Here is a 23,076-nt window from a genome sequence, read left to right as displayed (position 1 = left end):
TCTGGCTATGTTGGCTGCTCGCGCAGCCAACTACGCAAATTATCCAAACGGCGATCCTCGCGCAGTGCATCTGGGTAGACTAACCAGAAACCAACGTCTGCGTTGACTGGATGTTCGAATACCGACGTTAGCCGCCCCAATCGCACGGCGCTATCGGCCAGCTCGCAGACCACTATCGATACACCCACCCCATCGGCGGCGGCCTGCAGGGTTAATCCGCCGGAATCCACCTGCGTGACCACAGCGGGTTTGAAGGGGCCGTCGGGAAGGCTCTCCATCCAGCGTTGCCATGTCAGGCAGTGGCGGGAGACAAACAGATTGGCCTGGCTGACACGGTCAAGGCGATCGCGATGGGAGCCGGTAGCAAAGCCTGGACGGGCATAAAGGTCGATGGTTGCTTCAAAGAGGAGATCGGCCTGTAATTCCGGCCAATGCCCGTTGCCGTACCAGATGCCCACATCGGCCACCCCCGCGGCAAGGTCTACCTCATCCTGCGTAGTGGATATCTCAAGCGAGAATCCACGCCGCTCGAAGGGATACAGGCTTAACCGTGGCGACAACCAGTTGGTTGCAAAAGTAGGCAACATGTTGAGACGTAGCGGCCCGTCACGGCGCTTTTGGCGAAGTGAGTCAACCCCCTTGGCAATCTGCGTAAAGCCTTGTTGCAGGTAAGGTGTTAGCTTGTGTCCCGCGTCGGTAAGCTCAAGACGCGTTCCTGTTCGGCGCAGAAGCACGACGCCAAACAACTCCTCCAGTATGCGCAGTTGGTGACTGACTGCCGAAGGAGTGACCGAAAGCTCCATGGCCGCTTCCTTGATTGAAAGATGCCGCGCCGTCGCCTCAAAAGCGCGTAGAGCATTTAATGGCACAGGAATCCGCATAATCGCTACCCCCACCCTCGAAGGTTGATAAACAGATCATACAAGAAGCCGCGCTGACCACGCTGTAAAAATCGCTGAGCAAAACTCAGCCCAGTTTGAGATTTACTCACTCGTTTTTAAAACATACAGAGGACAGACTGACGATATCGATAATCTGCTACTGGGTGGGTGCCATGCTAAACGCTCTTGATGACCGAGATGGGTTGATCTGGCTCGATGGTGAGCTGCTTCCTTGGCGTGAGGCGCGCCTGCATGTGCTTAGCCATGCGTTACACATGGGGGGAGCGGTATTCGAAGGCATGCGTGCCTACGGGCGGCGTGTTTTTCTGGGTGACGCGCATTTGGAGCGTTTAGAGCGTTCCGCAGCACTACTGGACTATCGGCTGCCCTGGTCGCACCGCGAGCTCAGCCAAGCGATTGACGCGGTGCTATGGGCCAATCAGCTAACCGATGCGTATATCCGCCCTATCGCCTGGCGTGGCGCGGATAGTGTGTCTATCGCGGCGCCTCAAGCACGTGTCCATGTGGCGATTGCCGCCTGGGATTGGCCTACGGCGGCGTCCCAGGGGCGGGCAGAGATAGGTATTCGGCTGCAACTGGCCAACTGGCGACGCCCGCCCCCTAATACGGCGCCTACTGCCTCTAAGTGTTCTGGACTGTATATGATCGGCACGCTAGCCCGCCATGCGGCCATAGCAGTAGGTTGTGATGACGCGTTACTGCTCGATAGCGACGGCTTAGTCGCTGAAACGACAGCCACTAATCTGCTTTTGGTCAGTGATGGCGTACTGGTAACCCCACTGCCGACCTGTTTTCTTGATGGCATCACCAAGCGCCATGTGTTGGGTTTGGCACGTCAGAGAGGCCTGCCGGTAGAGGAGCGAGCGGTTACACTCGAGGAACTGCGTGCTGCAACCGAAGTGTTGACTGCCGGCACCTCGGTCGAGCTTCAGCCGGTGGTGGCATTGGTGGAAGATAAGGCGAAGACCGAATGGCCCGTGGGCCCTGTCACCCAGCAACTGATTGCGGACTTTCATGCTACGGTCACTGGGGCTAAGAACGGTATAGCTGCAAGGCGACAGAACATTGATGCCTGAGCCCGTCTATATCAGCGCGGCGGATAGTTATGCGCTGCGCGGGTGGGTATGGCGCCGACCTTGTGTTTCGTCGTCTCACCCTGGCCCCGTGGTGATCATTAACACCGCCACCTCGGTGCGCTGCCGCTATTACATGCCCTTTGCTGATTATTTGTATCAGCAAGGGTGGGACGCAGTGACCTACGACTACCGGGGAATCGGCGATTCGCGCCACCATTCGCTGCGCAAACTCAAGGCCGACTGGATCGACTGGGGGCAGCATGATTTTGAAGGCGTTCTACGCTACGTCGCCAGACGTTTTCCTGGTCAGCCTGTCGATGTGGTGGGTCACTCTGCGGGCGGTTTCGTGATTGGCTTTGCCCAGTCCGCCCATCGCGTGCGTCGCATCTTCACCATGGGCGCACAGTATGCCTACTGGCGGGACTACGCACCCGAGGCTCGGCGATCTATGTTCTTGCGTTGGCATCTAGCGATGCCACTGTTGGCACTTTTGGTCGGCTACGTACCCGCCAAGCGTCTGGGCTGGATGGAAGATACACCCAAAGGCGTAGCACTGGATTGGGCGCGAATGGGGCCGCGCTTTGAGCACAACGTGCGGCGTAAACGTGAAACACCTGAGGGCGAGCCCGAAGCTGAGATGCTGGTGCGGGGCTTCACGCGTGTGCAGGCACCGATTTTGGCGCTGGGCATCGATGATGACCCTTTCGGCACTCGTCCCGCGCTTGATCGCCTTCTAGAGTATTACAGTAGTAGCGAACGCTATCACCTGCGGCTAGCGCCAACTGCGGTGGGCCAGCCAAGCATCGGTCATTTCGCTTTTTTCCATAAGCGCTTTCGCGACGTGCTCTGGCCACTTGCCATGGAGTGGCTGCGCACCGGTAATCCGCCCACGACTTTTCCTGGCGAGCTGCGCTATCGACCGCGTAAGGAGACCTGCAATGACAACTAACAAGCCAGCGACCCAGCTGCTATTTCTGCCCGGTCTCGGCAATTCTGATGCCGACCACTGGCAGTCACTATGGGGGCTAAAGCGGCCTAATAGCCTCCGTTTTCAGCCTGGCTCCTGGGATGAGCCGAATCTCGACGATTGGCTGCAGGCATTGGATACCGCCATTGATGAAGCTGAGGCACCGGTGTTGCTCGTTGCTCACAGTCTTGCGTGCCTGCTGGTGGCGCACTGGGTACAGGAGGTCACTATTAGCGATAAGAAGAGCAGCGATGAGAGAGCTCATCGAGTGGCGCAGGTAAGCGGCGCGTTGCTGGTGGCAGTACCTGACCCTGGCGCAAAGGCTTTCCCACCCGAAGCGAGCGATTTCCGCAACGCTCCTGCTCGGCCTCTGCCATTTCCAGCGCTGGTTGTAGCCAGCAGTGACGACCCCTACGCGACGACAGACTATGCCCGGCAGCAGGCTGCGACATGGCAAGCCGACTTTGTTGACGTGGGCGCCTGCGGGCATATCAACGCCGCAAGTCAGTTGGGGGAGTGGCCTCAGGGGTGGGCGTTGTTGGAGGCATTAGCATGAGTTTTCATACGATGACAGCACGCGATGCACTGACTGCGCTCTGGTCACTGGGTGGTTTGCCGGCGGAGGCTTTGGACAAGATCACGTTGACCGGCCATGATCCCGGTTTCCCATCGTCGTTTGCCGTTGGCGCCGCCGCGGCGCTTGCTGCCTGCGAGCGGGGTATTCACGCTAACAGCCCTGCGGGCTGGCCTAACTGGACGATGTGCACATGACCCGAGTGGCACCGCAAGCGGCCTTGATCGTTCCTGTTCGCGAAGCCGAACCCGTGGTTGACGAGCTTCGTCAGCGCTATGACGCCACAGCGGCTATAGGCGTGCCCGCGCACATAACACTACTTTATCCCTTTGTATCACCTAACGAGATTGTCGAGAAAGATCTTCGCAAGCTTAAAGCGATTGCTAAACAAGCCACTGCTTTTGAGTTTTGGCTATCGGGTGTGGGCCGATTCACGGACACGGTGTATCTTCAGCCAAGCCCTAGCGCTCCTTTTATCTCGCTGATTAAAGCATTCGTCGATGCCTTCCCAGACTACCCACCCTACGGTGGTCTCCATACGGGCAGCATACCTCACCTCACCGTCGCCAGAGAGAGTGAGCCAGAGGCACTCGAACGAATAGAAGATGAGGTGCGTTTGTTGATGGCGAAACAGAGAGCGATTCAGTGTTACTGCAAAAATTTTGCGTTGATCGTGAATACTGAGGGGAGATGGGTGACTCAACAACGATTTTCTCTTGTCGCGTCAGAGGCCAATGGCGACTAGTGCCATTTAGCTCGGTAATGATGATGTTAGTAGAACAAGATAAAGAGGTTTGTGCATCCCGAACGGAAAAAGCCCTCGTCAATTGACAAGGGCTTATATTAGTTCTTAGCTAGGCGAGCGAAGGGTGGGTTTTTAAGGCCGCTCGATAGCCAAGGCTACGCCCTGACCGCCGCCGATACACAGCGTCGCGAGGCCTTTCTTGGCGTCGCGGGCGATCATTTCGTGGAGCAGCGTGACCAGTACGCGGCAGCCGGAGGCACCGATGGGGTGGCCTAGAGCGATCGCGCCGCCGTTGACGTTCACTTTAGACGTATCCCAGCCGAGCTCTTTGTTGACAGATAGCGCCTGGGCGGCAAACGCTTCGTTGGCTTCGACCAAGTCCAGGTCGTCCAGGCTCCAGCCGGCTTTTTCCAAGCAGCGGCGAGTGGCCGGTGCGGGCCCGATACCCATAATGGCAGGGTCAACGCCTGCGTTGGAGTAAGCCGCTATGCGTGCCAGTGGCTCTAGCCCCAACTGCTTAGCTTTTTCGGCGGAGCAGAGCATAACCACCGCCGCGCCGTCGTTAAGCGCCGAGGCGTTACCGGCGGTAACGGTGCCGTCTTTCTTAAACGCAGGGCGCATGCCGCCAAGCTTCTCCGCGGTCACTTCCCGTGGATTCTCGTCGGTATCAAACACCACCGGGTCGCCTTTGCGCTGGGGAATTTCCACCGGCACGATTTGGCCTTTGAACTTACCTTCTTTGATGGCGGCAGCTGCTTTCTGCTGTGACGCTGCGGCGAACTCATCCATCGCTTCGCGGGTGATACCGTACTTCTCGGCTAAATTCTCGGCGGTAATGCCCATATGGTAGTTGTTGAACGCATCCCACAGGCCGTCGTGTACCATGGAATCAATTGCCTTCCAATCGCCCATGCGCTGACCGTTGCGAGAATTGGGCAGTACGTGGGGCGAGGCAGACATATTCTCCTGACCGCCGGCCAGAATCAGCTCGGCATCGCCGCAGCGAATGGCCTGCGTAGCGAGATGCAGTGCCTTAAGGCCTGAGCCACACACTTTGTTGATGGTCATGGCCGGTACCGAGTCCGGTAGGCCGCCTTTAATAGCCGCTTGGCGCGCCGGGTTTTGACCAACGCCCGCGGTGAGCACCTGGCCCAGCAGTACTTCGTCAACCTGATCGGGAGAAACGCCGGTTGAGGCAAGGATATCCTTGATCACCAAAGCGCCTAGGTCGCTCGCTGGAATACCTGCGAGGGAGCCGCCGAAAGCGCCCACAGCGGTGCGGCGTGCCGCAACAATGACTACTTCTTGCATAAGATGACTCCTGGAGTAATTAACAGACAGTCTGATACCAGATGCCCGATAGGCGTGCTCTGTCAGCCGTACTCTTTTATTCGTACTCTGTCAGCCGTCTCTTCAGCATAGGGGAAGGTGGTGCGTTGCGGCAATAAACCTTTATGGGCAAATAAAAACGGGCCAACATGTGGCCCGTCAGAAGAAAGCATTAGAGGCGCTAAGATTAGGCCAGTTGTGATCAGGCCAACTGTACCGGGATAATATTGCTGGTGTGGCTGACGTGGTTGCCTTCCTGGAGATACACCAGAGCAGGCTGGTGGTTTTCCAGTTCGGCTTCGGAGTAGTGGGCATAGCTGCAGATAATGATCCGGTGGCCAGGGGCGGCGAGGTGGGCCGCAGCGCCGTTGATCGAAATGAGCTTGGAGCCTTCCTCACCGCGAATGGCGTAAGTGGTAAAGCGTTCGCCATTCTCGACGTTGTAAATCTGGATCTGCTCATTTTCACGAATACCCGCCATATCCAGCAGGTCGCCGTCGATGGCGCAGGAGCCTTCGTAGTTAAGCACCGCGTGAGTGACGCGAGCCATGTGCAGCTTGGCTTTGAGCATAATAGTATGCATGTGAGTTCCTATTTTTACCCGTTGTTTGTTTATTCTCTGCCAGTAGTGGCAGCGCTGGCCGGGAGTTGAACAGTGAGGTTGTCGATTAATCGCGCCGGGCCCAGCTTGGCGGCGGCCAGCAGTACCGCATGGCGGGTCGCTAGGTTAATGGGGCCTAGCGTGACATCGCGCAGTTCCAAATAGTCCAGCGTAAAGCCCGCATCATACAGCGCGGTGTTGCCCTGGTGTAGTACCTTTTCGATAGGTTCTCCGCGCTCTAGCGCATCGCGAAGCGTACACAGCGTGCGGTAAAGCGCAGGGGCGATTGCACGCTCCTCGCTACTTAAATAGCCATTGCGTGATGACAGTGCCAGGCCATCTTCTGCGCGTACGATGGGCACGCCGATAATTTCGATGGGCATGTGCAGATCGCACACCAGCTTACGAATCACCGCAAGCTGTTGGTAATCCTTCTCCCCAAAGCAGGCGACGTCGGGCTGCACCAAATTAAACAGCATGCTAACCACGGTGGAGACACCGTCAAAATGGCCGGGGCGTGAGCCACCACACAGACCCTCACCCACCACGGGCACATGCACGCGGGTCTGGGCGTCCAAGCCGTTGGGGTAGAGCGAGCTCACCGCCGGGGCGAACAGCACGTCGCAGCCAGCCTCGATAAGCTGCGCTTGGTCGGCATCAAAGGTACGCGGGTAACCGTCTAAATCTTCGCCTGGGCCAAACTGCATCGGATTGACAAACAGGCTTGCGACCACGATATCGGCGTGCTGGCGCGCGCAGGCGACCAGCGCTAGGTGCCCGGCATGTAGGTTGCCCATGGTGGGTACCAGGGCAATACGCTGGCCGCATTGGCGGTAATCTCGCAGCGTGCTGCGTAGCTGATCAATGTCTCGCAAAGTGCGCATAGTCGTTTCGTATTAGTGACAAAAGGTGGTCGATAGACTAGATGTCTTAACCGTCATCTTTAAAAGCAGTGCTCTTGGGCTGGGAAAGTGCGTGTTTTGACCGCTTCATGGTAGCGCTGAAACGCAGTTTGAATACTGTCCGCCTCAACCATAAAGTTTTTCACAAAGCGCGGTGTGCGTCCGTGGGTGACGCCCAGCACATCGTGCATCACCAGAATCTGGCCATCGGTATCCGGCCCTGCGCCAATGCCAATCACCGGTACATCCAGCGCTTCGGTGACCGCTTTGCCCAGGCTGGCAGGGACGCACTCAAGCAGAATCACCGAGGCGCCCGCCTCGACAAGCACTTTTGCGTCATTAATGATGCGCTCAGCGTGAGCGGCGTCGCGCCCCTGCACTTTATAGCCACCTAGCTGATGCACGGTTTGTGGGGTTAAGCCCAGGTGGGCACATACCGGTACGCCGCGGCGGGTGAGTTCACGAATGCCATCTGCCATCCACGCTTCGCCTTCCAGTTTGACCAGCTCCGCCCCCGCGCGCATCACGGCACCGGCGTCTTCCAGCAGGCGCTCGGTGGTGGCGTTGCTCATAAAGGGTAGATCCACCATCAACAGGCTATGGCCTTTGCCACGCGCAGCGCAGCGGGTGTGGTAAACGATGTCTTCAATGGTGACGGGCAGAGTGCTGTTATGGCCCTGTAGCACCATGCCCAGCGAATCACCGACGAGCAGGACATCAATGCCTGCTTGGCTTGCCGCATGGGCAAAGGAGGCGTCGTAAGCGGTTAGGCAACTGAATGTCTCGCCAGCCTGCTTATAGGCCTGCAGCGTGCTTAGGGTGACGGTTTTCATGGCGTGCTCTCATGTTTTACGTGAGGCCGCTGCGACATAGGCAGCCGACCATTATTGATGCTGCATCCCTGCATACGCGAAGTGGCGTAACCGGCAATTGTTACCTGAATGGGGTGTCGGTGTCGAGATTTGTGTCAAATGGTAGCGTTAGCCGCACATTAGGCGTTAGATAAGCGTTCCAAGCCTTGGTTCTCAACACGTTCAAGCCAGGTGGATAGCGGCTGTTGGAGAAGGTCTAGAGAGGGGGCGATCTCTGCGAGGGGGAGCAGTACAAAGGCCCGGGCAGTCATTTGCGGGTGCGGTACGCGTAAACGCGGCGAGTTGATGTGCTCATTGGCGTAGAGCAGCAGGTCAAGATCGAGCGTGCGGGGCCCCCAGTGGCGCTGGCGGCGGCGGCGATGCTGCTGCTCTAACGCCTGAAGCTGGTCGAGTAGCGCCAGCGGCGAGAGCCGTGTCTCCAGCGCGGCCACCGCGTTGATAAAGTCCGGCTGATCCTGCGGCCCCACCGGGCGGCTGGCGTAAAGCGATGATGCTGCCACTAATCGGCTTAGCGGTAGCATTGCCAGCTCGTTGAGGGCCTCGCGAACCTGCTCGATAGGCGACTCTAGATTACTACCCAAGCCAATATAGGCGAGCTGGGGAGGAGTACCCACTACTCTGGCGCGCTCGGCTTACGGCGCCGTTTGCGGCGACGATCGCCCTGGCTGGCGGGGTCGCCGCCAACTTTTTGCAGCAGGCGACGCTGTTCGTGCTCATCGCCGCGCTGAAACGCCGTCCACCATTCGCCTAAACCACTGGGTATCTCGCCCGCCTGTTCGCGCAGCAGCAGCAGGTCATAGCCCGCTCTGAAACGCGAATGTTCGCGGGTTTGAAAGGCCTTTTTACCGCGCCGCTGGGGTAGGCGCTGCTGTAATTCCCAAATTTCCCGCATCGGGATGCCAAAGCGCTTGGGAATCGATGTGAACTCTAACTGACGGGAGACCACCTGCTGAGCGGCTGCTTGAAGCGCCGGAATGGGCGGCATGCCCTCTTGCTCCAGCGCTTCCTGGCGATGCTTGACCGGGGCCCATAAAAACGCTGCCAGCAGGAAGGCCGGGGTGACGGGGCGCTCTTCGGCAATACGTTTATCGGTGTTGGTCAGCGCCTGCTCAATCAGCTCTTCGGCCCAGGCGGCATCGGCCATGGCTTCTTCGGCCTCGGGGAACAGCATGCCGAACAGGCCGTAGTGGCTGAGTAGCCGGAAGGTGACCAAACCGTGGCCCGACATAAACAGCTTGAGGACTTCATCGAATAGCCGTGCTGGTGGAATCTGCAGCAGCAGCGGTGCCTGATCGTACATCGGCGCTTCGGTGGCGGGGTCTAGCGTGAAGTCGAGCTTAGCCGCAAAGCGCACCGCCCGCAGCATCCGTACCGGGTCTTCGCGGTAGCGTGTCGCCGGGTCGCCAATCAGGCGCAGGGTGCGGGTCTTAATATCCTCGGCACCATTGGCAAAATCAGTGATGCTGAAGTCGGCGATATTGTAGTAGAGCGCATTAACGGTAAAGTCGCGGCGCAGCGCGTCTTCTTCGATATTGCCCCATACATTGTCGCGCAGCAGTAACCCTTCATCGGACTGGTGGACAATGTGGTCGCCATGCTCGTCTTGGGGTTTGCCACGGAAGGTGGTGACCTCAATGACCTCGCGGCCAAAGCGCACATGGACAATCCGAAAACGGCGGCCGATCAGGCGCGAGTTACGAAATAGATCGCGAACCTGCTCTGGAGTGGCGTTGGTGGCGACATCAAAATCTTTGGGCATCTTGCCCAGCAGCGCATCACGAATGCAACCGCCCACCAAATAGGCGTCGAAACCCGCGCCGCTAAGGCGATAAAGCACTTTTAACGCGGCATCGCTAATATGCTGGCGAGAAACAGGGTGCTCTGACCGAGGGATGTTGCGCGGAGTGAGGGCGCTGGTGGTGCTCTCTTGGGGATCAAGCAAGGTTTTCAATTGCTCCCCCGGGCTGTGTAGGAAACGGGTAAATCCTTTAAACATGCGACGATTTCAACTCGCAGGTACGAAAAAATGGTCGTAAAAATAGTCGTTAGAAAACACTTCAAACGAGTACTGAACATAAACCACGAGTGGCTGAGTGTAGCCGACCCTTCATGGCTTGCAAAGAGCGGCTTGCAAAGTAGCGGCTTGCAAAGCACTTGACGCTGGCGGGGGCTAACACAGGTTTTAAACCCAGGCTCCAAACACGGAAAGGGGAGGCTAAAAGAGCCTCCCCTATCAAGCAATTAATCAGCGTCCGTGCTGCTATTTTTCTTCATGATGGCACATCGCCCTGAATACGCACCGCAGTCGGTAGGCGTAAGGATCACGATGGTTCCGACCGCCTCGTATTCAAAACAATAATCCAACCGCGAACTTTTCTCCCCCCGGGGTATTATTATTGGCGCCGGGGTGTACACACTGACAGCTATTGTTGTTGTTAGGATGCCAAGTCACATTGCACGTCGCGTCCTTTCGGGCCACTTGCTAACTTTTGTTGTTGTTCGCTGCGCCTGTGTTGCCTGCGCAAGCAAGTAATGAGATTCAAGTCTGTTGTTCTTGTTAGTACCGTTATCTCTACCTGGCCCTGTTGTTTTTGTTGTGGCTCAGGTTGTGGCGAGGTCATGTTGTTTTTGTTGGTGACCTGGCGCTATGCCCAGTTTGTTTTTCTTACCCAGTAATACTGCAGACCCTGTGCCACCTATTTAATAAATTATAAATTTCAGAAGGTTGGAGTTTTTTAAGTCGCTGCGGAACTTTACGGCGCGAGAAGTGTTACCCCTTTCGCGCCCGTTTGTGCGCGGTGTTGTGTGGGAAGGTAACAGTACCTGGGTAGCGAAAGGCAGAATATTTCTTATTTAAATCAGTATATTAGACGATGGTCGTAGGGGTGGTGTGGAGGCACGAGTGGATAGCAATGCCCAGGTGCTTAACCTGGGCGCCGGGCGGTTTTTTTGCGCGGTATGCCAAGCCGCTGGCGTCGTTCCCAAAGGTTTTTACGGCTAATGCCCAGTTTTTGTGCCAATTCGGTTTCACTCATTTGGTCTTGGTGTTCGAGGACAAAGTGCTGAAAATAATCTTCTAAAGAGAGATCATCTTCATTCTCTTCAGCACTTTTATCACCGCCACCACTGGCAGCAGGTGTGCTGGACGCGCCAGAGGACGGATGGGGGCGTGGGGTGGTCGGCGCTAGGCCCAGGTCATCCGGGTGGATCAGATGCCCTTCGGCAAGAATCACCCCGCGCTCAAGGGCATTTTCCAGCTCGCGAACGTTACCCGGCCAAGGGTAGTCGCGCAGATCCTGGCGGGCTGCGCGGGACAAACGCAGGCCCGTGCGTTCGTGGCGCTTACACGCCTTGTCGAGCAGAATGTCGGCGATCTCAAGCACGTCGTCCTCGCGCTCGCGTAGCGGCGGCAGTTCGATCTGCATCACGTTCAGCCGGTAGTAAAGATCAAGGCGGAATTCGCCGGTTTTTGACAGTGCTCGCAGGTCACGATGGGTGGCCGCAATCAGGCGGACATTGACGTGGCGGGTTTCCACCGAGCCAATTTTACGAATTTCACCCTCTTGAAGAACGCGCAGCAGACGCGCCTGGGCATCCAGCGGTAGTTCACCAATCTCATCCAAAAATAGCGTACCGCCATCAGCGGCTTCGACTAACCCGGTGCGCGCAGCGCTGGCGCCGGTAAAAGCGCCTTTCTCATGGCCAAACAGCTCTGACTCGATCAGCGTTTCAGGAATCGCCGCGCAGTTGACGCAGATCAACGGTGCCTTGGCGCGCTTGCTCTGCTGGTGAATGGCGCGTGCCACCAGCTCCTTGCCGGTACCTGACTCGCCAAGAATCAATACGGTGACATCGGCCGGGGCGGTTTTACTAATACGGGTGTAGACCTGCTGCATGGCAACGCAGTTGCCGATCATGGTTTGCCGGCTGCCGCCTGCATCGGTGATATCCGGGGGCGGACTCTGCTGCATCGACTGCTTGTGCAGGATCCGCTCAACGGTCTCCAATAGCTCCGCGTGGTCAAAGGGCTTGGCAACGTAGTCCACGGCCCCCTGTTTGAGCGCTTCCACCGCAGAGCGCATGCTGGCGTAGCTGGTCATGATCAATACCGGCACGGGGGCTGCGGCGGTGATCAGCGAGGTGCCCGGTTCGCCCGGCAGACGCAGGTCGCTGATGATGAGGTCGAACCCTGCGAGCTCAAGCTGGCTGGCCTCCTCAGCGCTGCCTGCTTCGCTGACCGTATAGTCGTGGCGTTCCAGAAGGCGCTTTAGCGCGCTGCGAATAATCGCTTCATCTTCAACAATCAGAATCCTGGGCATGGGTTGGCTGATCATCCTGTTGGTAAAGCGGCAGCCATAACGTAATGGCCGTGCCGCGAGGCTGTCCGGGGGGTGGCGAAGCCACGTCTATTTTACCCTGGTGCTCATTGATAATCTGGTAGGCCAATGAAAGGCCCAGACCGGTGCCCTCGCCGGCGGGTTTGGTGGTGGTAAAGGGCTCGAATAGGTGCTCGCGCACTCGTGGGTCGATGCCCTGACCGTTATCGGTTATCCGCCACCATGCAAGCTGCTCGTGGCGCCCTGCGGTCATGTGAACTTCTCCCCCTTGGCCGCAGGCATCCCGGGCATTGCTCAGCAGGTTGACCATCACTTGCGTTAATCGCTGGGCATCGCCGCGCACCACCACGTCGTCAGGCGTTTCATTGGTTAAGGTAACATCCTCTCCCGAGCGGGCGAGGTGGATCAAGTGCAGTGCATCTTCGCTAATGGATGCAAGTGCCACAGGTGAGGCAGGGAGCGGTACCGATTGGCGTCCCCCATGGGCAAAACCAACCAGTGAGTTAACGATTTTGGTGACCCGCTGGGTTAGCTGCTGGATTTGGTCGGCGGTCTCCAGCAGGGCGGGATCGTTGGTGTCGTAGCGAAGGTTTTGCGCCAGCGACGAGATGCCGGTAATCGGGTTGCCAATTTCGTGGGCGACCCCAGCGGCTAACTGGCCGATGGAGGCAAGGCGTGCTGCATGCACCAACTCATCTTCTAACCACTTCATTTCGGTATGGTCTTCAATCAGAATAACGCTGCCGCCACGGCTGTCACTACCGCTGAGAATCGCTTTGTGCAGGGTCAAAAAATAGTCTTTACCGTGCAGCGTGACCGCCTGTTTGTAGAGCGGTGTTGACGTGGTTTCCAGCACGCCGCCGAGTAGGCTGGGCCAGGGGGCAGGCAGGCTGTCGCGACGTGAACCGATCACGCTTTCACCGCTAATACCCGAGAGTTGAGAGAGCGCCTGATTCCACATTAGCAGCTCATCATCATCGCCCAGAACACACAGCCCCACCGGTAAATACGCCAGGGTTTGGCGATGATGGCGGCGCAAACCGTCGAGTTCACGGGCTAACCCTGTCAGGCGTGACCGGTAGGCTTCCAAGCGGCTCTCGACAAAATGAATATCGTCGGTTTCAGGGGTGTCGTCGTGGCGGTAGGGTAGATAGCGATCAACAATATCCCGTGCCACCGATGGGCCCATTAGGCCCGAGAGATTGGCCTGAATACGGTCACGCAAGCGACGCAGCGCGTAGGGCCGGCGCTCCTGGGGCGTTAAATTGAGTGCTTGCAATGCCCGCTTCACTTCACGGCTAGCCGCCTCATCGCCGAGGGCATGGGCTAAGTGAGTCGAAAAATCGCTCGCTGTGGCGGCTTCCAGTGGAAAGCGCTTGGAGCGGATAACGGCATCGACGGAGCACGCTTCCGCGGCGGACTGCTCACCTTCAGAAATACGCGTAAACAGCGATATCACAATCAACAGCAGGATATTGACCGCTAACGAGAGCAGCGTGACGTTGTACCAAACCGGCGCACCAGTGTCGGTAAGCGGGGTAAAGGGCAGCGTCGGTACGGGTAGCGAGAACATGAGCGGCAGCCATAGCCCCCATAGCCATACGCCGACGCCTGCGATGAGGCCAATAATCATGCCTTTACGGTTAGCGCCCGGCCAGTAGAGCAGCGCCAGCATGCCAGGCAGGCACTGGGCCATGCCGACAAACGCGGCTAATCCCAAACCGATAAGCCCATGATGGCGACCTACCCACTGGTAAAACACCCAGCCGCTGATAATCACAGCGACCACTAGCCCACGGCGCAGCCACAGCAGCCAGCCGTAGAGATCACTGCGCGCTTCCGGGGGCCTCGCTACCAGTACAATATGATTAAGCACCATGCCGGAAAGCGCCAGCGCAATCATAATCATGGTGCCGCTGGCGGCGGCTAGCCCGCCGATAAACGCCAGCGCCCCTACCCACCAGTGTTCGGTCATTAGGTAGGCGGCATAGGCGGCGATGGGTATGTCGGGATTGACCGACTGCGCGGCCCACCAAATCAACGGCACGGGTAGCGCCATTAACAGCAGGAAAAGCGGCAGCGCCCAGCTCGCTTGTAGCAGGGTATGCCGGGATAGACTTTCTGAAAAACTGATATGAAACAAATGCGGCATCATAAACGCCGCCGCAAAAAACAGCAGCAGGAGAGTTCGCCACTGGGCCGGGTCAAGTTTGGGTGTCTGTTGTTGGAGGAGAGCGCCAGGGCCCTCCAGCCACAGCTGCAGGTCGCCTGGGCCGTCAAACACCATCCATAGCGCCACCACGCCGAGCCCCAGCATGGCCAGCAGTTTAACAATGGATTCAAACGCAATGGCGCTAAGCAGAGTGTCGTGGCGGCCGTGAGACTGGCTGTGGCGGGCACCGAAAATAACCGCAAAGGCGGCAATTACGGCGCAAAAAAGTAGCGCAACGCTACCTCCCGCTTGGCTGGCGGTGATGATATTGATGGCTTCGCCCAGGGTTTGGACTTGAATGCCGAGCAGTGGCAGCACCGCCAGTAGACTGACGATGGTGACCAGCGTACCCGCCCAACGAGAGCGAAAGCGAAAGGCAAACAGATCCGCCAATGACGTTAGTTGATAGGTGCGGGTGATGCGCTGGATGGGCACCAGTAGCACAGGGGCGAGCAAGAAGGCGCCCGCTGCGCCCAGGTAGTAGGCGAGGAAGCCAAACCCCGCGTGGGCAGCCATTTCCACGCTGCCGTAAATCGCCCAGGCGCTGGCATAAACACCCAGGGCAAGGGTGTAAACAATCGGGTGGCGGGTAATACGCACCGGCACCCAGCCGCGCTCTACCGCAAAACCGCAGCCAAACAGCAGTGCCAGGTAGCCTAGCCCAAGCAGTAGGACGCCGACTATCTCAACGTGCATCTCAACGTTCATCAAGCTTTCTCTTCTGCTCCAGCCAGAGGGTTAACGCAATCAACCCACCCCAAATCGCAAACGGCCGGTACCAGGCGGCCTCAGGGTCGCTCCAGCCATTCATCAGCAGCGGAGAGAGCAGGTAGCCGCCAAACACCAAAAACAGCATGATGCGATAGACATACATATCAATCTCCTACTGGAGGTGAAGAGGGATTTAAACGGTGTGCCGTTGGGTTTAAACGTGCCAACGACCAGTTCGCTACCGCCCAGTGTAGCTGAGTCGCGGGGGGCTCTGAGGCCAGTTCTTGTGGCGGCGCTTGATCAAGCGCTTCCAGCGCCTGAAAGAGCTGCTGGCGCACTTTCTGCTCGTCTTCTGCCAGGGCCGGGGCCAGGTTTTGCTTGGAGAGCTTTTGCCCTTCAGCGGTCACAATGAGTGGCAGATGCAGGTAACGCGGCTGCGGTAGCTGAAGTGCGCTCTGCAATTGGCGCTGCCAAGGGGTGTTATCGAGCAAATCGAGCCCGCGTACCACATCGGTAATCTGCTGCTCGGCGTCATCCACTACCACGGCGAGCTGATACGCCCATAGGTCATCTTTGCGCTTTAATACCACATCGCCTAGTTCAGCCGGGTCAAACTGCTGCTCGCCGAACAGCCGGTCTTGCCAGCGGATAGGGCGCTCGCCACGGTCGCTGCGCAGCCGCCAGGCCACCGGTTTACTCGCATCGCAAACGCCATCGCGGCACCAGCCGGGGTAGATATCAAACGCCTGCCACTGCTTGCGCGAACAGCTGCAGGGATAGGCCAGGCCGAGTTGGACAAGCTGGTCAAGCGCCTGTTGGTAAGCATCGCCGCGGGTGTGCTGCCACATTACCGCTTCGTCCCACTCCAGCCCGAAGGTTTCCAGCTGGCGAAGGATAGTGCTCGCCGCACCTTCAGGGCAGCGCGGTGGGTCGATATCTTCAATGCGCACCAGCCACTGCCCATCGGCCGCGCGGGCATCTAAATAGCTGCCTAAGGCGGCGACCAAAGAGCCAAAGTGCAGCGGGCCAGAGGGCGTAGGGGCAAAGCGCCCCCGGTAGCGAGCAAAATCAATCATGGTAGCGTCATTGTTGAGAGGGGCTGGTTATTTACAAAAAGCTATTCACAAAAAGCCATTCACAAAAACGGGCACCCTAATGAACTGACCCCATAAACTTGGACAGTGAAAAACTAAGCGGCCAAGGCCTGATTTCGGTACTGCACCGGACTCAGGCCTTTTAATTTGGTCTTAATCCGCTCGTGATTGTAGTAATGGATATAGTGCCGAATGCCCGCCTGTAATTGCTCAATGGTGTCAAAGCGGTTCAGGTAAAAATATTCTGACTTCAGCGTACCAAAGAAGCTCTCCATTGCGGCATTATCCAGGCAATTGCCTTTGCGTGACATGCTCTGAATCACGCCATGCTCGCTGAGCTTACGCCGGTAAGCTGACATCTGATATTGCCAGCCTTGATCAGAATGCAGTAAAGGCGCGTCTTGGTCGGCCAACTTAGCCAAGGCTTTCTTGAGCATCCCCCCTACCAGCGAGTACTGCGGCTGTTTCTGCATTGAGTAGGACACGATTTCCCCGTTGTAGAGATCCATCACAGGCGACAAGTACAGCTTTTCGCCTCGGATATTAAACTCCGTGACGTCGGTTACCCACTTTTGGTTGGGTCGTTCAGCATGAAACTGGCGGGCAAGAAGATTGGGAACACTGGCCTGTTGTCCACGATAGGAGCGGTATTTCTTCGGGCGTACCAACGACTTCAAGCCTAGATGCTGCATTAGGCGCTGGACTGTCTTATGGTTGACCTGCTCGCCCGACTGACGCAACGCTGCTGTGATTCGGCGATAACCGTAGCGGCCTTTGTGATGCTCGTAGAGGACGTGAATGCGTCGCTTCAGACCAGCATGCCGATCTTCCAACTGCTGAGCCCTTGCCTGATAATAGAACGTACTACGCGACAATTCTGCTACTTTTAGCAGCACCGCCAAAGGGTGGCCTTGCTTCAGCTCAAGGACTATCTGCGCTTTTTCTGCGCGGCTTGTTCTTTTGCCTGACGCAAGGCCCTCAACTTTTTTAGGTAGGTCACCTCAGCACGCAAGTACTCATTCTCTTGGAGCAGCTGCTCCAGCGAGCTCTTATCAGTCAGTGGAAGTGGGGGCTTTGGGGGCTCTGTTGTAGGCATCTTCGTCGGACGTCCTCGGGCTTTAGGCTCCAACGCTTGGAAGCCTCCTTCATGATACTGGCTTTCCCACTGCCGTACGATGCTCGTACCACCTCGAATATCGAACAGAGTCGTCGCTTGTAAGGCTGATAGCTCCTCTTGCCTCATCTGTTGCAACACCGCTAATTTGAACTCAGCGCTGTAGTGGGTGAACTTTTTCTGCAAGCCACTTAGACCATGCTGTTCAAAGTGTTTAACCCAACGCCTGACGGTTGTAGGGCCAAGACCGTACTGTCTGGCCAGACTCTTGTAACCCTGCTGTCCTTCTGCGTAGCGTTGCACTACTAGTAACTTGAACGCTTCATTATGTTTCGTCATGAAAAACACCCCAATCGTTGGATGAGTGTCCAACTTTTGGGGTGCAGTTCATAAGGTGCCCGCGTTCGAGTAGCACGGTCTTTTAGCGCTCAGCCGCCTAGCTGTTTCTCTTTGAGTTCCGCCAGGGTTTTGCAATCCACACAAAGGGTGGCGGTGGGGCGAGCTTCTAAACGACGAATGCCGATTTCAACGCCGCAGGCTTCGCAGAAGCCATAATCATCATCATCGATGTTATCTAGCGTCTCGTTAATTTTCTTGAGCAGCTTACGCTCGCGATCCCGGGTACGCAGTTCCAGGCTAAAGCCCTCTTCCTGGGTAGCACGGTCGGCGGGGTCGGCGTAGTTGTTCGCATCTTCCTGCAGGTGGCGTACGGTACGATCCACCTCTTCCATGAGATCCTGTTTCCAATCCAGCAGCAGCTGACGGAAGTGCGCTAGCTGCTGCTCGTTCATATACTCTTCACCCGGCGCTGGCTCATACGGAGTGAAGGACTTGGACGCTTCCGGTTTCTTTTCTGCTACTGGCATGGGACTGCCCCTTACATATGTGACTACTGATCGACCATGAGCGATTGTCACGATCTCACGCCAAAGGGATGCTTGTTTAGCTGAAAAATGACTGGGTTGCAAGCATAATGGTGAGCTGTCGACGATTGTTTGGCCTTGAATATGACTAGCGCCATGTTTTAGTTAGTTTTTCAATATTTGTCCAGTTTCAAAAATGATTAGATGAAGGAGCCGTTATGGCCTGGAATTCGCGTGTCGATCACGTTGCCCCTTTTCGGGTCATGCATTTGCTGGAAATGGCCCAGGCGCGGGAAGCCGCCGGCCACGATGTGATTCACCTGGAAGTAGGCGAGCCGGATTTTGCTACCCCCGAGCCCATTATCGCTGCCGGGCAGCAGGCGTTGGCCAGTGGCCATACCCGCTACACCCCAGCGGCTGGGCTGCCCGCACTGCGCGAGGCGATCGCCGGACATTACGCCGAGCACTTTAACGCTACGGTGGATCCTGCGTGTATTTTGGTAACGCCCGGGGCGTCGGGGGCGCTGCTGCTGGCAAGCCAGTTATTAGTCGAAACCGGCTCGCGGGTGCTGATGGCTGACCCTAACTACCCCTGCAATCGTCACTTTATGGCGCTAGCTGGCGCTGAGATTGATGCGGTATCCGTGGGGCGAGATAGCGGCTGGCAGTTGGACGCTGCCCTGGTCGCCCAGCATTGGTGTGAGGACACAAGCCTAGCGATGTTGGCGTCGCCCTCTAACCCTACCGGCCACACGTTGAGCGCGCAACAGCTCTCTGCAGTGCTGGCAGCGGTCGCAGAGCGCGAAGGCGAGGTCATCGTCGATGAGATCTACCAGGGCCTCAACTACGACGATGCACCGCTCTCAGCGACCTCGCTCTCCGCCAACGCCTTTGTGGTCAACAGCTTCTCAAAATATTTTGGTATGACCGGCTGGCGCCTGGGCTGGCTGGTGGCGCCAGAGCATGCAGTGGAGCCATTAACGCGGCTGGCGCAGAATATGTTTCTGGCCGCGGCGACGCCGTCGCAGCATGCCGCCCTGGCGGCGTTTACGCCCAAGTGCCGGGGTATTCTTGAACAGCGCCGTGAAACCCTGAAAGAGCGCCGCCAGGTGCTGCTGGAGGGCCTTGCAGGCTTGGGGCTGGCACCGGATCTCCCGCCCCAGGGGGCGTTTTATTTGTGGCTGGATATCTCCCGCTACAGCCGGGATAGCCAGGCCTTCTGTGAGCGCCTGCTGCAGGAAGAAAACGTGGCGATTACCCCGGGTATTGATTTTGCCGTACGTGGCGGCGAACACCATGTGCGCATTGCTTTCACCAATGATGTGGCTCGGCTGGAAGAGGCGGTGGCTCGGATTGCACGCTTTGTGGGCAGGCTGTGATGCTGACTTATCCGGCGCTGGTGCCGGGCACGCTGATCAAGCGTTATAAGCGCTTTCTCGCCGATGTGCGTTTGGATGATGGTCGCGAAGTCGTCGCCCACTGCCCCAATACCGGCTCGATGAAGGCGGTGAACGTGCCAGGGTGCCGAGTGTGGTTGTCACCCAGCGATAACCCCAAGCGCAAGCTTGCCTGGACGTGGGAGTTTATCGAGCTGCCCCAAGCGGATGGGCAGGTGGCGCTCGCCTCGGTGCATACCGGCCGCGCTAACCGCATCGTGGAAGCGGCGCTGGAGGCGGGGGCTTTGGCACCGTTGGCAGGCTACGCCACTCTGCGCCGGGAGGTGAAAGTGGCCGACGCCCGCCTCGATTTTAGGCTGGATGACCCAGAGCGGGGGCGGGCGTATATCGAGGTGAAGCAGGTCACCCTCAAAGAGCAGGACGGCCACGGCTACTTTCCGGACTCGGTGAGCGTGCGTGGTACCAAGCATCTGCATTCGCTGCGAGTGCTGGCAGAGCAGGGTGAACGGGCGGTGCTGCTGTTTTGTGTCGCCCATGAAGGTATTGCCGATGTGGCCGCCGCAGCCCATATCGACGCGACTTACGCGGCAGCCCTAGCGGAGGCCTCGGCCAGCGGGGTGGAAGTGCTGGCCTATGGTATTGAGGTGGTGCGGGAGCAACAGCGTCCCATTGGAGTGCGGTTAACCCGTAGCCTGCCTGTACGGCTGTAGATAGAGCAAGCTTTGCATACGTTGGCCTATGACCAGCGGCCGTGGGTAGTTGTAAGCAAGGGTCTTTCGCCATGGATGGCGAAAGTAGCGCCCAAGGATGGGTTTACAGCGCCCTTGCGTCAATCTACCTACGGCATGTCGAGAGCTATACAGGATTGACTTAGCGATCAATATAAAAACGCTGAATAAAGTTCACCGGTTCGGGGGCGGCGTTGCGGTCGTAGCGCACGCTTAGCTCAAAGCGCATGTTCTCATCGTCGAGTAGGGTAAAAGGCGCCAGGTGGTAGGTGGCATCGCCGTCGTGCACGGTGCGAAAGCTGAGCGACTCCTGGGCGCCTGTCAAGCCGCTTACGTGGCCCTGTACGCTGGCGTTAACGGGGCGGGTACTGCCATCCTCCTGGCGCTCGCGAACGCTTACATTAACCAGGCCGCGGTTGGCGCTGCGCTGGAGGTTGTTCGCTTGGGCCACTTCCGGGGTCAAAAAGCTGCTGTTCACCGCGCTGTAGTGAATCTCGTAATCGCCCACGCTGACGAACTGCTCAGCGTGGGCCCCAGCGGCGGCGAAGAGCATGCCGACAAGGGCGGCACTCATCATTAATCTGCGTAACATGGCGTGGCTCCTTGGGTTGCGTTTAAGCGCGATGAATATCTAGCGGCGACGAACGCGGAAAATGGCAATTTCACCAAATAGATTGGGCCATAGCCGCGATTTCCAGTGACCTTGATGATCCCCCACGCCCACCGCGCGATCAACAATCATCAAGCCCTTCTCGCGGCACAGATGCTCAAAGTCGTTGAACGTTGAGAGATGGATGTTGGGTGTGTCGTACCAGGCGTGGGGCAGCGATTTGGATACCGGCATATAGCCGCGCAGACCCAAATGAACACGGTGACGCCAGTAGGCGAAGTTGGGGAAAGTGATGATGCCCTCTTCGGCGACACGCAGCATTTCATCGAGCATCTTGTCCGGACGGCGCAGCGCCTGAAGCGCCTGGGTCATGATTACCTGGTCATAACTGTTATCGCAGAAGCTGCTTAAACCGTCATCCAGGTTGTGCTCAATCACGCTGACGCCCCGGGCGACGCAGGCATTAATGCCGTCATGGTCGATCTCTAAGCCATAGCCAGTCACGCCTTTATTGTTCGCCAGGGTCTCAAGCAGCTCGCCGTCGCCACAGGCGAGGTCGAGCACGTGCGCCCCTTCGGGCACCCAGTCATAAATCAGTTCAAGATCGGCGCGCATCATGGCGTCTCCTCTGAGCTCGTTGCATCTTCGCTTGCTTCATCTTTACCCACTTCGGCGAGGTTAAGCTCGCCGGCAGCGCGGTTCATAAAAGCGCTGAAGATGGCGTCGTAGCGCGGCTCTGAGAGTAAGAAAGCATCGTGCCCATGGGGCGAGTCGATGTTGGCGTAGCTAACCGCTTTGCCCGCACGAATGAGCGCATCGACCAGCTCGCGGGAGCGCGAGGGCGGAAAGCGCCAGTCGGTGGTAAAGCTGACAATCAAAAACGGGCACTGCGCTGGGGCCAGGGCTTTGGCTAAGTCGCCCCCTTGGGTCGCGGATGGGTCAAAGTAGTCCAGCGCTTTGGTCATCAGCAGGTAAGTATTGGCATCAAAGGCGGTGGAGAAGGTGTCGCCCTGATAGCGCAAGTAGGACTCCACCTGGAACTCAACGTCAAAGCCGAAGTTAAGGTCGTCGCTACGCAAATCGCGGCCAAACTTGCTGCCCATGGCGTCTTCGGACAGATAGGTGATATGGCCCACCATGCGCGCGAGCTTAAGCCCGCGTTTGGGTACGGTGTCGTGCTCGGCATACCAGCCGTCAAAAAACTCCGGATCAGAGCGAATCGCCTGACGGGCTACTTCGTTGAAAGCGATATTTTGCGCCGAGAGTCGTGGCGTGGCGGCAATCACCACCGCATTAGCCACCCGTTCCGGGTAGGTCATTGTCCATTGCATCACCTGCATGCCGCCCAGACTGCCGCCCACCGCGGCGGCCCAGCGCTCAATTCCCAGGTGGTCGGCAAGCCGCGCCTGGCTGGCCACCCAATCGCTCACCGTGACCATGGGGAACTCAGGCCCCCACTGGCGGCCGGTGTCGGGGTTATGACTGACCGGCCCGGTGCTGCCATGGCAGCCCCCCAGGTTATTGAGTGACACAACAAAAAAGCGGTTGGTGTCGATCGCTTTGCCGGGGCCAATATGGGCATCCCACCAGCCGGGCTTGCGGTCTTCTTCGCTGTGGTAGCCCGCGGCGTGGTGGTGACCCGAGAGCGCGTGGCAAATCAGTACCGCGTTACTGCGATCGGCATTCAATGTGCCGTAGGTTTCGTAAATCAGCTCGTAGGCAGGCAGCACTTTGCCGCAGGCGAGAGCGAGCGGCGTGTCGAAGCGTGCCACGTGCGGGGTGACCACGCCGACGGAGCCCGCCGGTCGGTCTGCAAATGCAAGCGTATCTGAGTCAGGCATTGAAGGCGCTAGTCCTGCTGAAAGAGGGCGACTGAAGTAGATCCTGTAAACCTCTGATTAACTATTGCGCTTGCCCATACGGCGTTAAAAATCGCCTCAAAATGCTCATTTACAACCTGTAAATTCCGCTTTTTCGTTGATTTTTGCCTTGTCTGGCCTGCACTCATTACGTTAATCAGAGGCTTCCTTGCTAAGAATACG

23 protein-coding genes are annotated in these 23,076 nt (G+C 57.7%); 7 read left to right on the top strand and 16 right to left on the bottom strand.

What is annotated here, in order from left to right; genetic code table 11:
- Window positions 1-5 precede the first annotated feature (5 nt).
- On the bottom strand, window positions 6-881 hold the full coding sequence (locus HZS52_RS02465; RefSeq protein ID WP_159175961.1) for a LysR substrate-binding domain-containing protein: 876 nt from the start codon (window positions 879-881) through the stop codon (window positions 6-8).
- 173 nt (window positions 882-1,054) lie between these two features.
- On the opposite strand from HZS52_RS02465, the gene HZS52_RS02460 reads away from it, so the two are divergent.
- From HZS52_RS02460 to HZS52_RS02440, 5 genes are read left to right on the top strand one after another with little or no spacing between them, the layout of a single operon-like run.
- Complete coding sequence (locus HZS52_RS02460; protein WP_190374090.1) at window positions 1,055-1,978, top strand: aminotransferase class IV; 924 nt, start codon at window positions 1,055-1,057, stop codon at window positions 1,976-1,978.
- Window positions 1,971-2,927: an alpha/beta hydrolase family protein gene (locus tag HZS52_RS02455; RefSeq protein ID WP_190374089.1), complete on the top strand. Its 957-nt coding sequence runs from the start codon at window positions 1,971-1,973 to the stop codon at window positions 2,925-2,927. Before HZS52_RS02460 ends, HZS52_RS02455 begins: the two co-directional genes overlap by 8 nt.
- Window positions 2,917-3,501: an RBBP9/YdeN family alpha/beta hydrolase gene (locus HZS52_RS02450; protein WP_190374088.1), complete on the top strand. Its 585-nt coding sequence runs from the start codon at window positions 2,917-2,919 to the stop codon at window positions 3,499-3,501. The genes HZS52_RS02455 and HZS52_RS02450 overlap by 11 nt, the downstream gene beginning before the upstream one ends.
- Window positions 3,498-3,716 carry a hypothetical protein gene (locus HZS52_RS02445; RefSeq protein WP_190374087.1) on the top strand — a complete coding sequence of 73 codons (219 nt, stop codon included), beginning with the start codon at window positions 3,498-3,500 and terminating at the stop codon, window positions 3,714-3,716. Before HZS52_RS02450 ends, HZS52_RS02445 begins: the two co-directional genes overlap by 4 nt.
- The gene (locus HZS52_RS02440) at window positions 3,713-4,264 is read left to right on the top strand and encodes a 2'-5' RNA ligase family protein (protein WP_041159436.1); all 552 of its coding nucleotides are present in this window, start codon (window positions 3,713-3,715) and stop codon (window positions 4,262-4,264) included. Before HZS52_RS02445 ends, HZS52_RS02440 begins: the two co-directional genes overlap by 4 nt.
- Before the next feature lie 132 nt (window positions 4,265-4,396).
- On the opposite strand, the gene HZS52_RS02435 is transcribed toward HZS52_RS02440, so the two are convergent.
- The 12 genes from HZS52_RS02435 to dksA form a co-directional block, all read right to left on the bottom strand.
- A complete protein-coding gene (locus HZS52_RS02435) occupies window positions 4,397-5,575 on the bottom strand; it encodes an acetyl-CoA C-acetyltransferase (protein WP_022520696.1) in 1,179 nt (392 codons plus the stop codon).
- Window positions 5,576-5,795: 220 nt separating this feature from the next.
- Complete coding sequence (gene panD / locus HZS52_RS02430; protein ID WP_007111819.1) at window positions 5,796-6,176, bottom strand: aspartate 1-decarboxylase; 381 nt, start codon at window positions 6,174-6,176, stop codon at window positions 5,796-5,798.
- Between the two features lie 29 nt (window positions 6,177-6,205).
- Entirely contained in the window at window positions 6,206-7,078 is an 873-nt protein-coding gene (gene panC, locus HZS52_RS02425; RefSeq protein ID WP_190374086.1) for a pantoate--beta-alanine ligase, read from the bottom strand.
- Window positions 7,079-7,137: 59 nt separating this feature from the next.
- Window positions 7,138-7,929 carry a 3-methyl-2-oxobutanoate hydroxymethyltransferase gene (gene panB, locus HZS52_RS02420; protein ID WP_022520694.1) on the bottom strand — a complete coding sequence of 264 codons (792 nt, stop codon included), beginning with the start codon at window positions 7,927-7,929 and terminating at the stop codon, window positions 7,138-7,140.
- 158 nt (window positions 7,930-8,087) lie between these two features.
- Window positions 8,088-8,582, bottom strand: coding sequence for a 2-amino-4-hydroxy-6-hydroxymethyldihydropteridine diphosphokinase (gene folK / locus HZS52_RS02415; RefSeq protein WP_138801359.1), 495 nt, complete (start codon window positions 8,580-8,582; stop codon window positions 8,088-8,090).
- Window positions 8,582-9,964: a polynucleotide adenylyltransferase PcnB gene (pcnB, locus tag HZS52_RS02410; protein WP_190374085.1), complete on the bottom strand. Its 1,383-nt coding sequence runs from the start codon at window positions 9,962-9,964 to the stop codon at window positions 8,582-8,584. Before pcnB ends, folK begins: the two co-directional genes overlap by 1 nt.
- A 928-nt stretch (window positions 9,965-10,892) precedes the next feature.
- Complete coding sequence (locus HZS52_RS02405) at window positions 10,893-12,287, bottom strand: sigma-54-dependent transcriptional regulator (RefSeq protein ID WP_138801358.1); 1,395 nt, start codon at window positions 12,285-12,287, stop codon at window positions 10,893-10,895.
- Window positions 12,265-15,213, bottom strand: a complete 2,949-nt coding sequence (locus HZS52_RS02400) for an ATP-binding protein (RefSeq protein WP_141441472.1) — start codon at window positions 15,211-15,213, stop codon at window positions 12,265-12,267. The genes HZS52_RS02405 and HZS52_RS02400 overlap by 23 nt, the downstream gene beginning before the upstream one ends.
- A 1-nt stretch (window position 15,214) precedes the next feature.
- Window positions 15,215-15,391: a hypothetical protein gene (locus HZS52_RS02395; protein ID WP_007111811.1), complete on the bottom strand. Its 177-nt coding sequence runs from the start codon at window positions 15,389-15,391 to the stop codon at window positions 15,215-15,217.
- Between the two features lies 1 nt (window position 15,392).
- Window positions 15,393-16,304 carry a tRNA glutamyl-Q(34) synthetase GluQRS gene (gluQRS, locus tag HZS52_RS02390; RefSeq protein ID WP_190374084.1) on the bottom strand — a complete coding sequence of 304 codons (912 nt, stop codon included), beginning with the start codon at window positions 16,302-16,304 and terminating at the stop codon, window positions 15,393-15,395.
- A 113-nt stretch (window positions 16,305-16,417) separates the two neighbouring features.
- Window positions 16,418-17,775, bottom strand: a protein-coding gene (locus HZS52_RS02385) for an IS3 family transposase (RefSeq protein WP_223828035.1) whose coding sequence is annotated in 2 segments (ribosomal slippage) — window positions 16,418-17,293 and window positions 17,296-17,775 — 1,356 coding nt in all. Because the reading frame shifts where the segments join, the coding sequence is not laid out codon by codon here.
- Window positions 17,776-17,864: 89 nt separating this feature from the next.
- On the bottom strand, window positions 17,865-18,302 hold the full coding sequence (dksA, locus tag HZS52_RS02380; RefSeq protein ID WP_007111809.1) for an RNA polymerase-binding protein DksA: 438 nt from the start codon (window positions 18,300-18,302) through the stop codon (window positions 17,865-17,867).
- A 215-nt stretch (window positions 18,303-18,517) separates the two neighbouring features.
- Here dksA and HZS52_RS02375 point away from each other — a divergent pair, with 215 nt between their 5' ends.
- On the top strand, window positions 18,518-19,678 hold the full coding sequence (locus HZS52_RS02375) for an aminotransferase class I/II-fold pyridoxal phosphate-dependent enzyme (RefSeq protein ID WP_190374083.1): 1,161 nt from the start codon (window positions 18,518-18,520) through the stop codon (window positions 19,676-19,678).
- Window positions 19,678-20,406: a DNA/RNA nuclease SfsA gene (gene sfsA / locus HZS52_RS02370; RefSeq protein ID WP_190374082.1), complete on the top strand. Its 729-nt coding sequence runs from the start codon at window positions 19,678-19,680 to the stop codon at window positions 20,404-20,406. The genes HZS52_RS02375 and sfsA overlap by 1 nt, the downstream gene beginning before the upstream one ends.
- Before the next feature lie 160 nt (window positions 20,407-20,566).
- Here the strand turns inward: sfsA and HZS52_RS02365 are convergent, their stop codons facing one another.
- The 3 genes from HZS52_RS02365 to metX are packed head-to-tail and all read right to left on the bottom strand — an operon-like array spanning window position 20,567 to window position 22,875.
- Window positions 20,567-21,016, bottom strand: a complete 450-nt coding sequence (locus HZS52_RS02365) for a DUF4426 domain-containing protein (protein ID WP_022520688.1) — start codon at window positions 21,014-21,016, stop codon at window positions 20,567-20,569.
- 39 nt (window positions 21,017-21,055) lie between these two features.
- Window positions 21,056-21,649, bottom strand: a complete 594-nt coding sequence (gene metW / locus HZS52_RS02360) for a methionine biosynthesis protein MetW (protein WP_027958266.1) — start codon at window positions 21,647-21,649, stop codon at window positions 21,056-21,058.
- Window positions 21,649-22,875, bottom strand: coding sequence for a homoserine O-succinyltransferase MetX (metX, locus tag HZS52_RS02355; RefSeq protein WP_009287944.1), 1,227 nt, complete (start codon window positions 22,873-22,875; stop codon window positions 21,649-21,651). The genes metW and metX overlap by 1 nt, the downstream gene beginning before the upstream one ends.
- Window positions 22,876-23,076: the final 201 nt, after the last annotated feature.

Source organism: Vreelandella titanicae, from assembly GCF_014697095.1.
Taxonomy (GTDB): domain Bacteria; phylum Pseudomonadota; class Gammaproteobacteria; order Pseudomonadales; family Halomonadaceae; genus Vreelandella; species Vreelandella titanicae.
This window is presented reverse-complemented; position numbering and strand designations above follow the sequence as displayed.

Coding starts and splice junctions, on each gene's coding strand:
- HZS52_RS02405 (WP_138801358.1), bottom strand. CDS start 12,287: ATGCCCAGGATTCTGATTGTTGAAGATGAAGCGATTATTCGCAGCGCG.
- HZS52_RS02435 (WP_022520696.1), bottom strand. CDS start 5,575: ATGCAAGAAGTAGTCATTGTTGCGGCACGCCGCACCGCTGTGGGCGCT.
- panD (WP_007111819.1), bottom strand. CDS start 6,176: ATGCATACTATTATGCTCAAAGCCAAGCTGCACATGGCTCGCGTCACT.
- panB (WP_022520694.1), bottom strand. CDS start 7,929: ATGAAAACCGTCACCCTAAGCACGCTGCAGGCCTATAAGCAGGCTGGC.
- panC (WP_190374086.1), bottom strand. CDS start 7,078: ATGCGCACTTTGCGAGACATTGATCAGCTACGCAGCACGCTGCGAGAT.
- HZS52_RS02395 (WP_007111811.1), bottom strand. CDS start 15,391: ATGTATGTCTATCGCATCATGCTGTTTTTGGTGTTTGGCGGCTACCTG.
- HZS52_RS02455 (WP_190374089.1), top strand. CDS start 1,971: ATGCCTGAGCCCGTCTATATCAGCGCGGCGGATAGTTATGCGCTGCGC.
- gluQRS (WP_190374084.1), bottom strand. CDS start 16,304: ATGATTGATTTTGCTCGCTACCGGGGGCGCTTTGCCCCTACGCCCTCT.
- HZS52_RS02465 (WP_159175961.1), bottom strand. CDS start 881: ATGCGGATTCCTGTGCCATTAAATGCTCTACGCGCTTTTGAGGCGACG.
- sfsA (WP_190374082.1), top strand. CDS start 19,678: ATGCTGACTTATCCGGCGCTGGTGCCGGGCACGCTGATCAAGCGTTAT.
- HZS52_RS02400 (WP_141441472.1), bottom strand. CDS start 15,213: ATGCACGTTGAGATAGTCGGCGTCCTACTGCTTGGGCTAGGCTACCTG.
- HZS52_RS02460 (WP_190374090.1), top strand. CDS start 1,055: ATGCTAAACGCTCTTGATGACCGAGATGGGTTGATCTGGCTCGATGGT.
- HZS52_RS02440 (WP_041159436.1), top strand. CDS start 3,713: ATGACCCGAGTGGCACCGCAAGCGGCCTTGATCGTTCCTGTTCGCGAA.
- metX (WP_009287944.1), bottom strand. CDS start 22,875: ATGCCTGACTCAGATACGCTTGCATTTGCAGACCGACCGGCGGGCTCC.
- pcnB (WP_190374085.1), bottom strand. CDS start 9,964: ATGTTTAAAGGATTTACCCGTTTCCTACACAGCCCGGGGGAGCAATTG.
- HZS52_RS02450 (WP_190374088.1), top strand. CDS start 2,917: ATGACAACTAACAAGCCAGCGACCCAGCTGCTATTTCTGCCCGGTCTC.
- dksA (WP_007111809.1), bottom strand. CDS start 18,302: ATGCCAGTAGCAGAAAAGAAACCGGAAGCGTCCAAGTCCTTCACTCCG.
- HZS52_RS02445 (WP_190374087.1), top strand. CDS start 3,498: ATGAGTTTTCATACGATGACAGCACGCGATGCACTGACTGCGCTCTGG.
- metW (WP_027958266.1), bottom strand. CDS start 21,649: ATGCGCGCCGATCTTGAACTGATTTATGACTGGGTGCCCGAAGGGGCG.
- HZS52_RS02375 (WP_190374083.1), top strand. CDS start 18,518: ATGGCCTGGAATTCGCGTGTCGATCACGTTGCCCCTTTTCGGGTCATG.
- HZS52_RS02365 (WP_022520688.1), bottom strand. CDS start 21,016: ATGTTACGCAGATTAATGATGAGTGCCGCCCTTGTCGGCATGCTCTTC.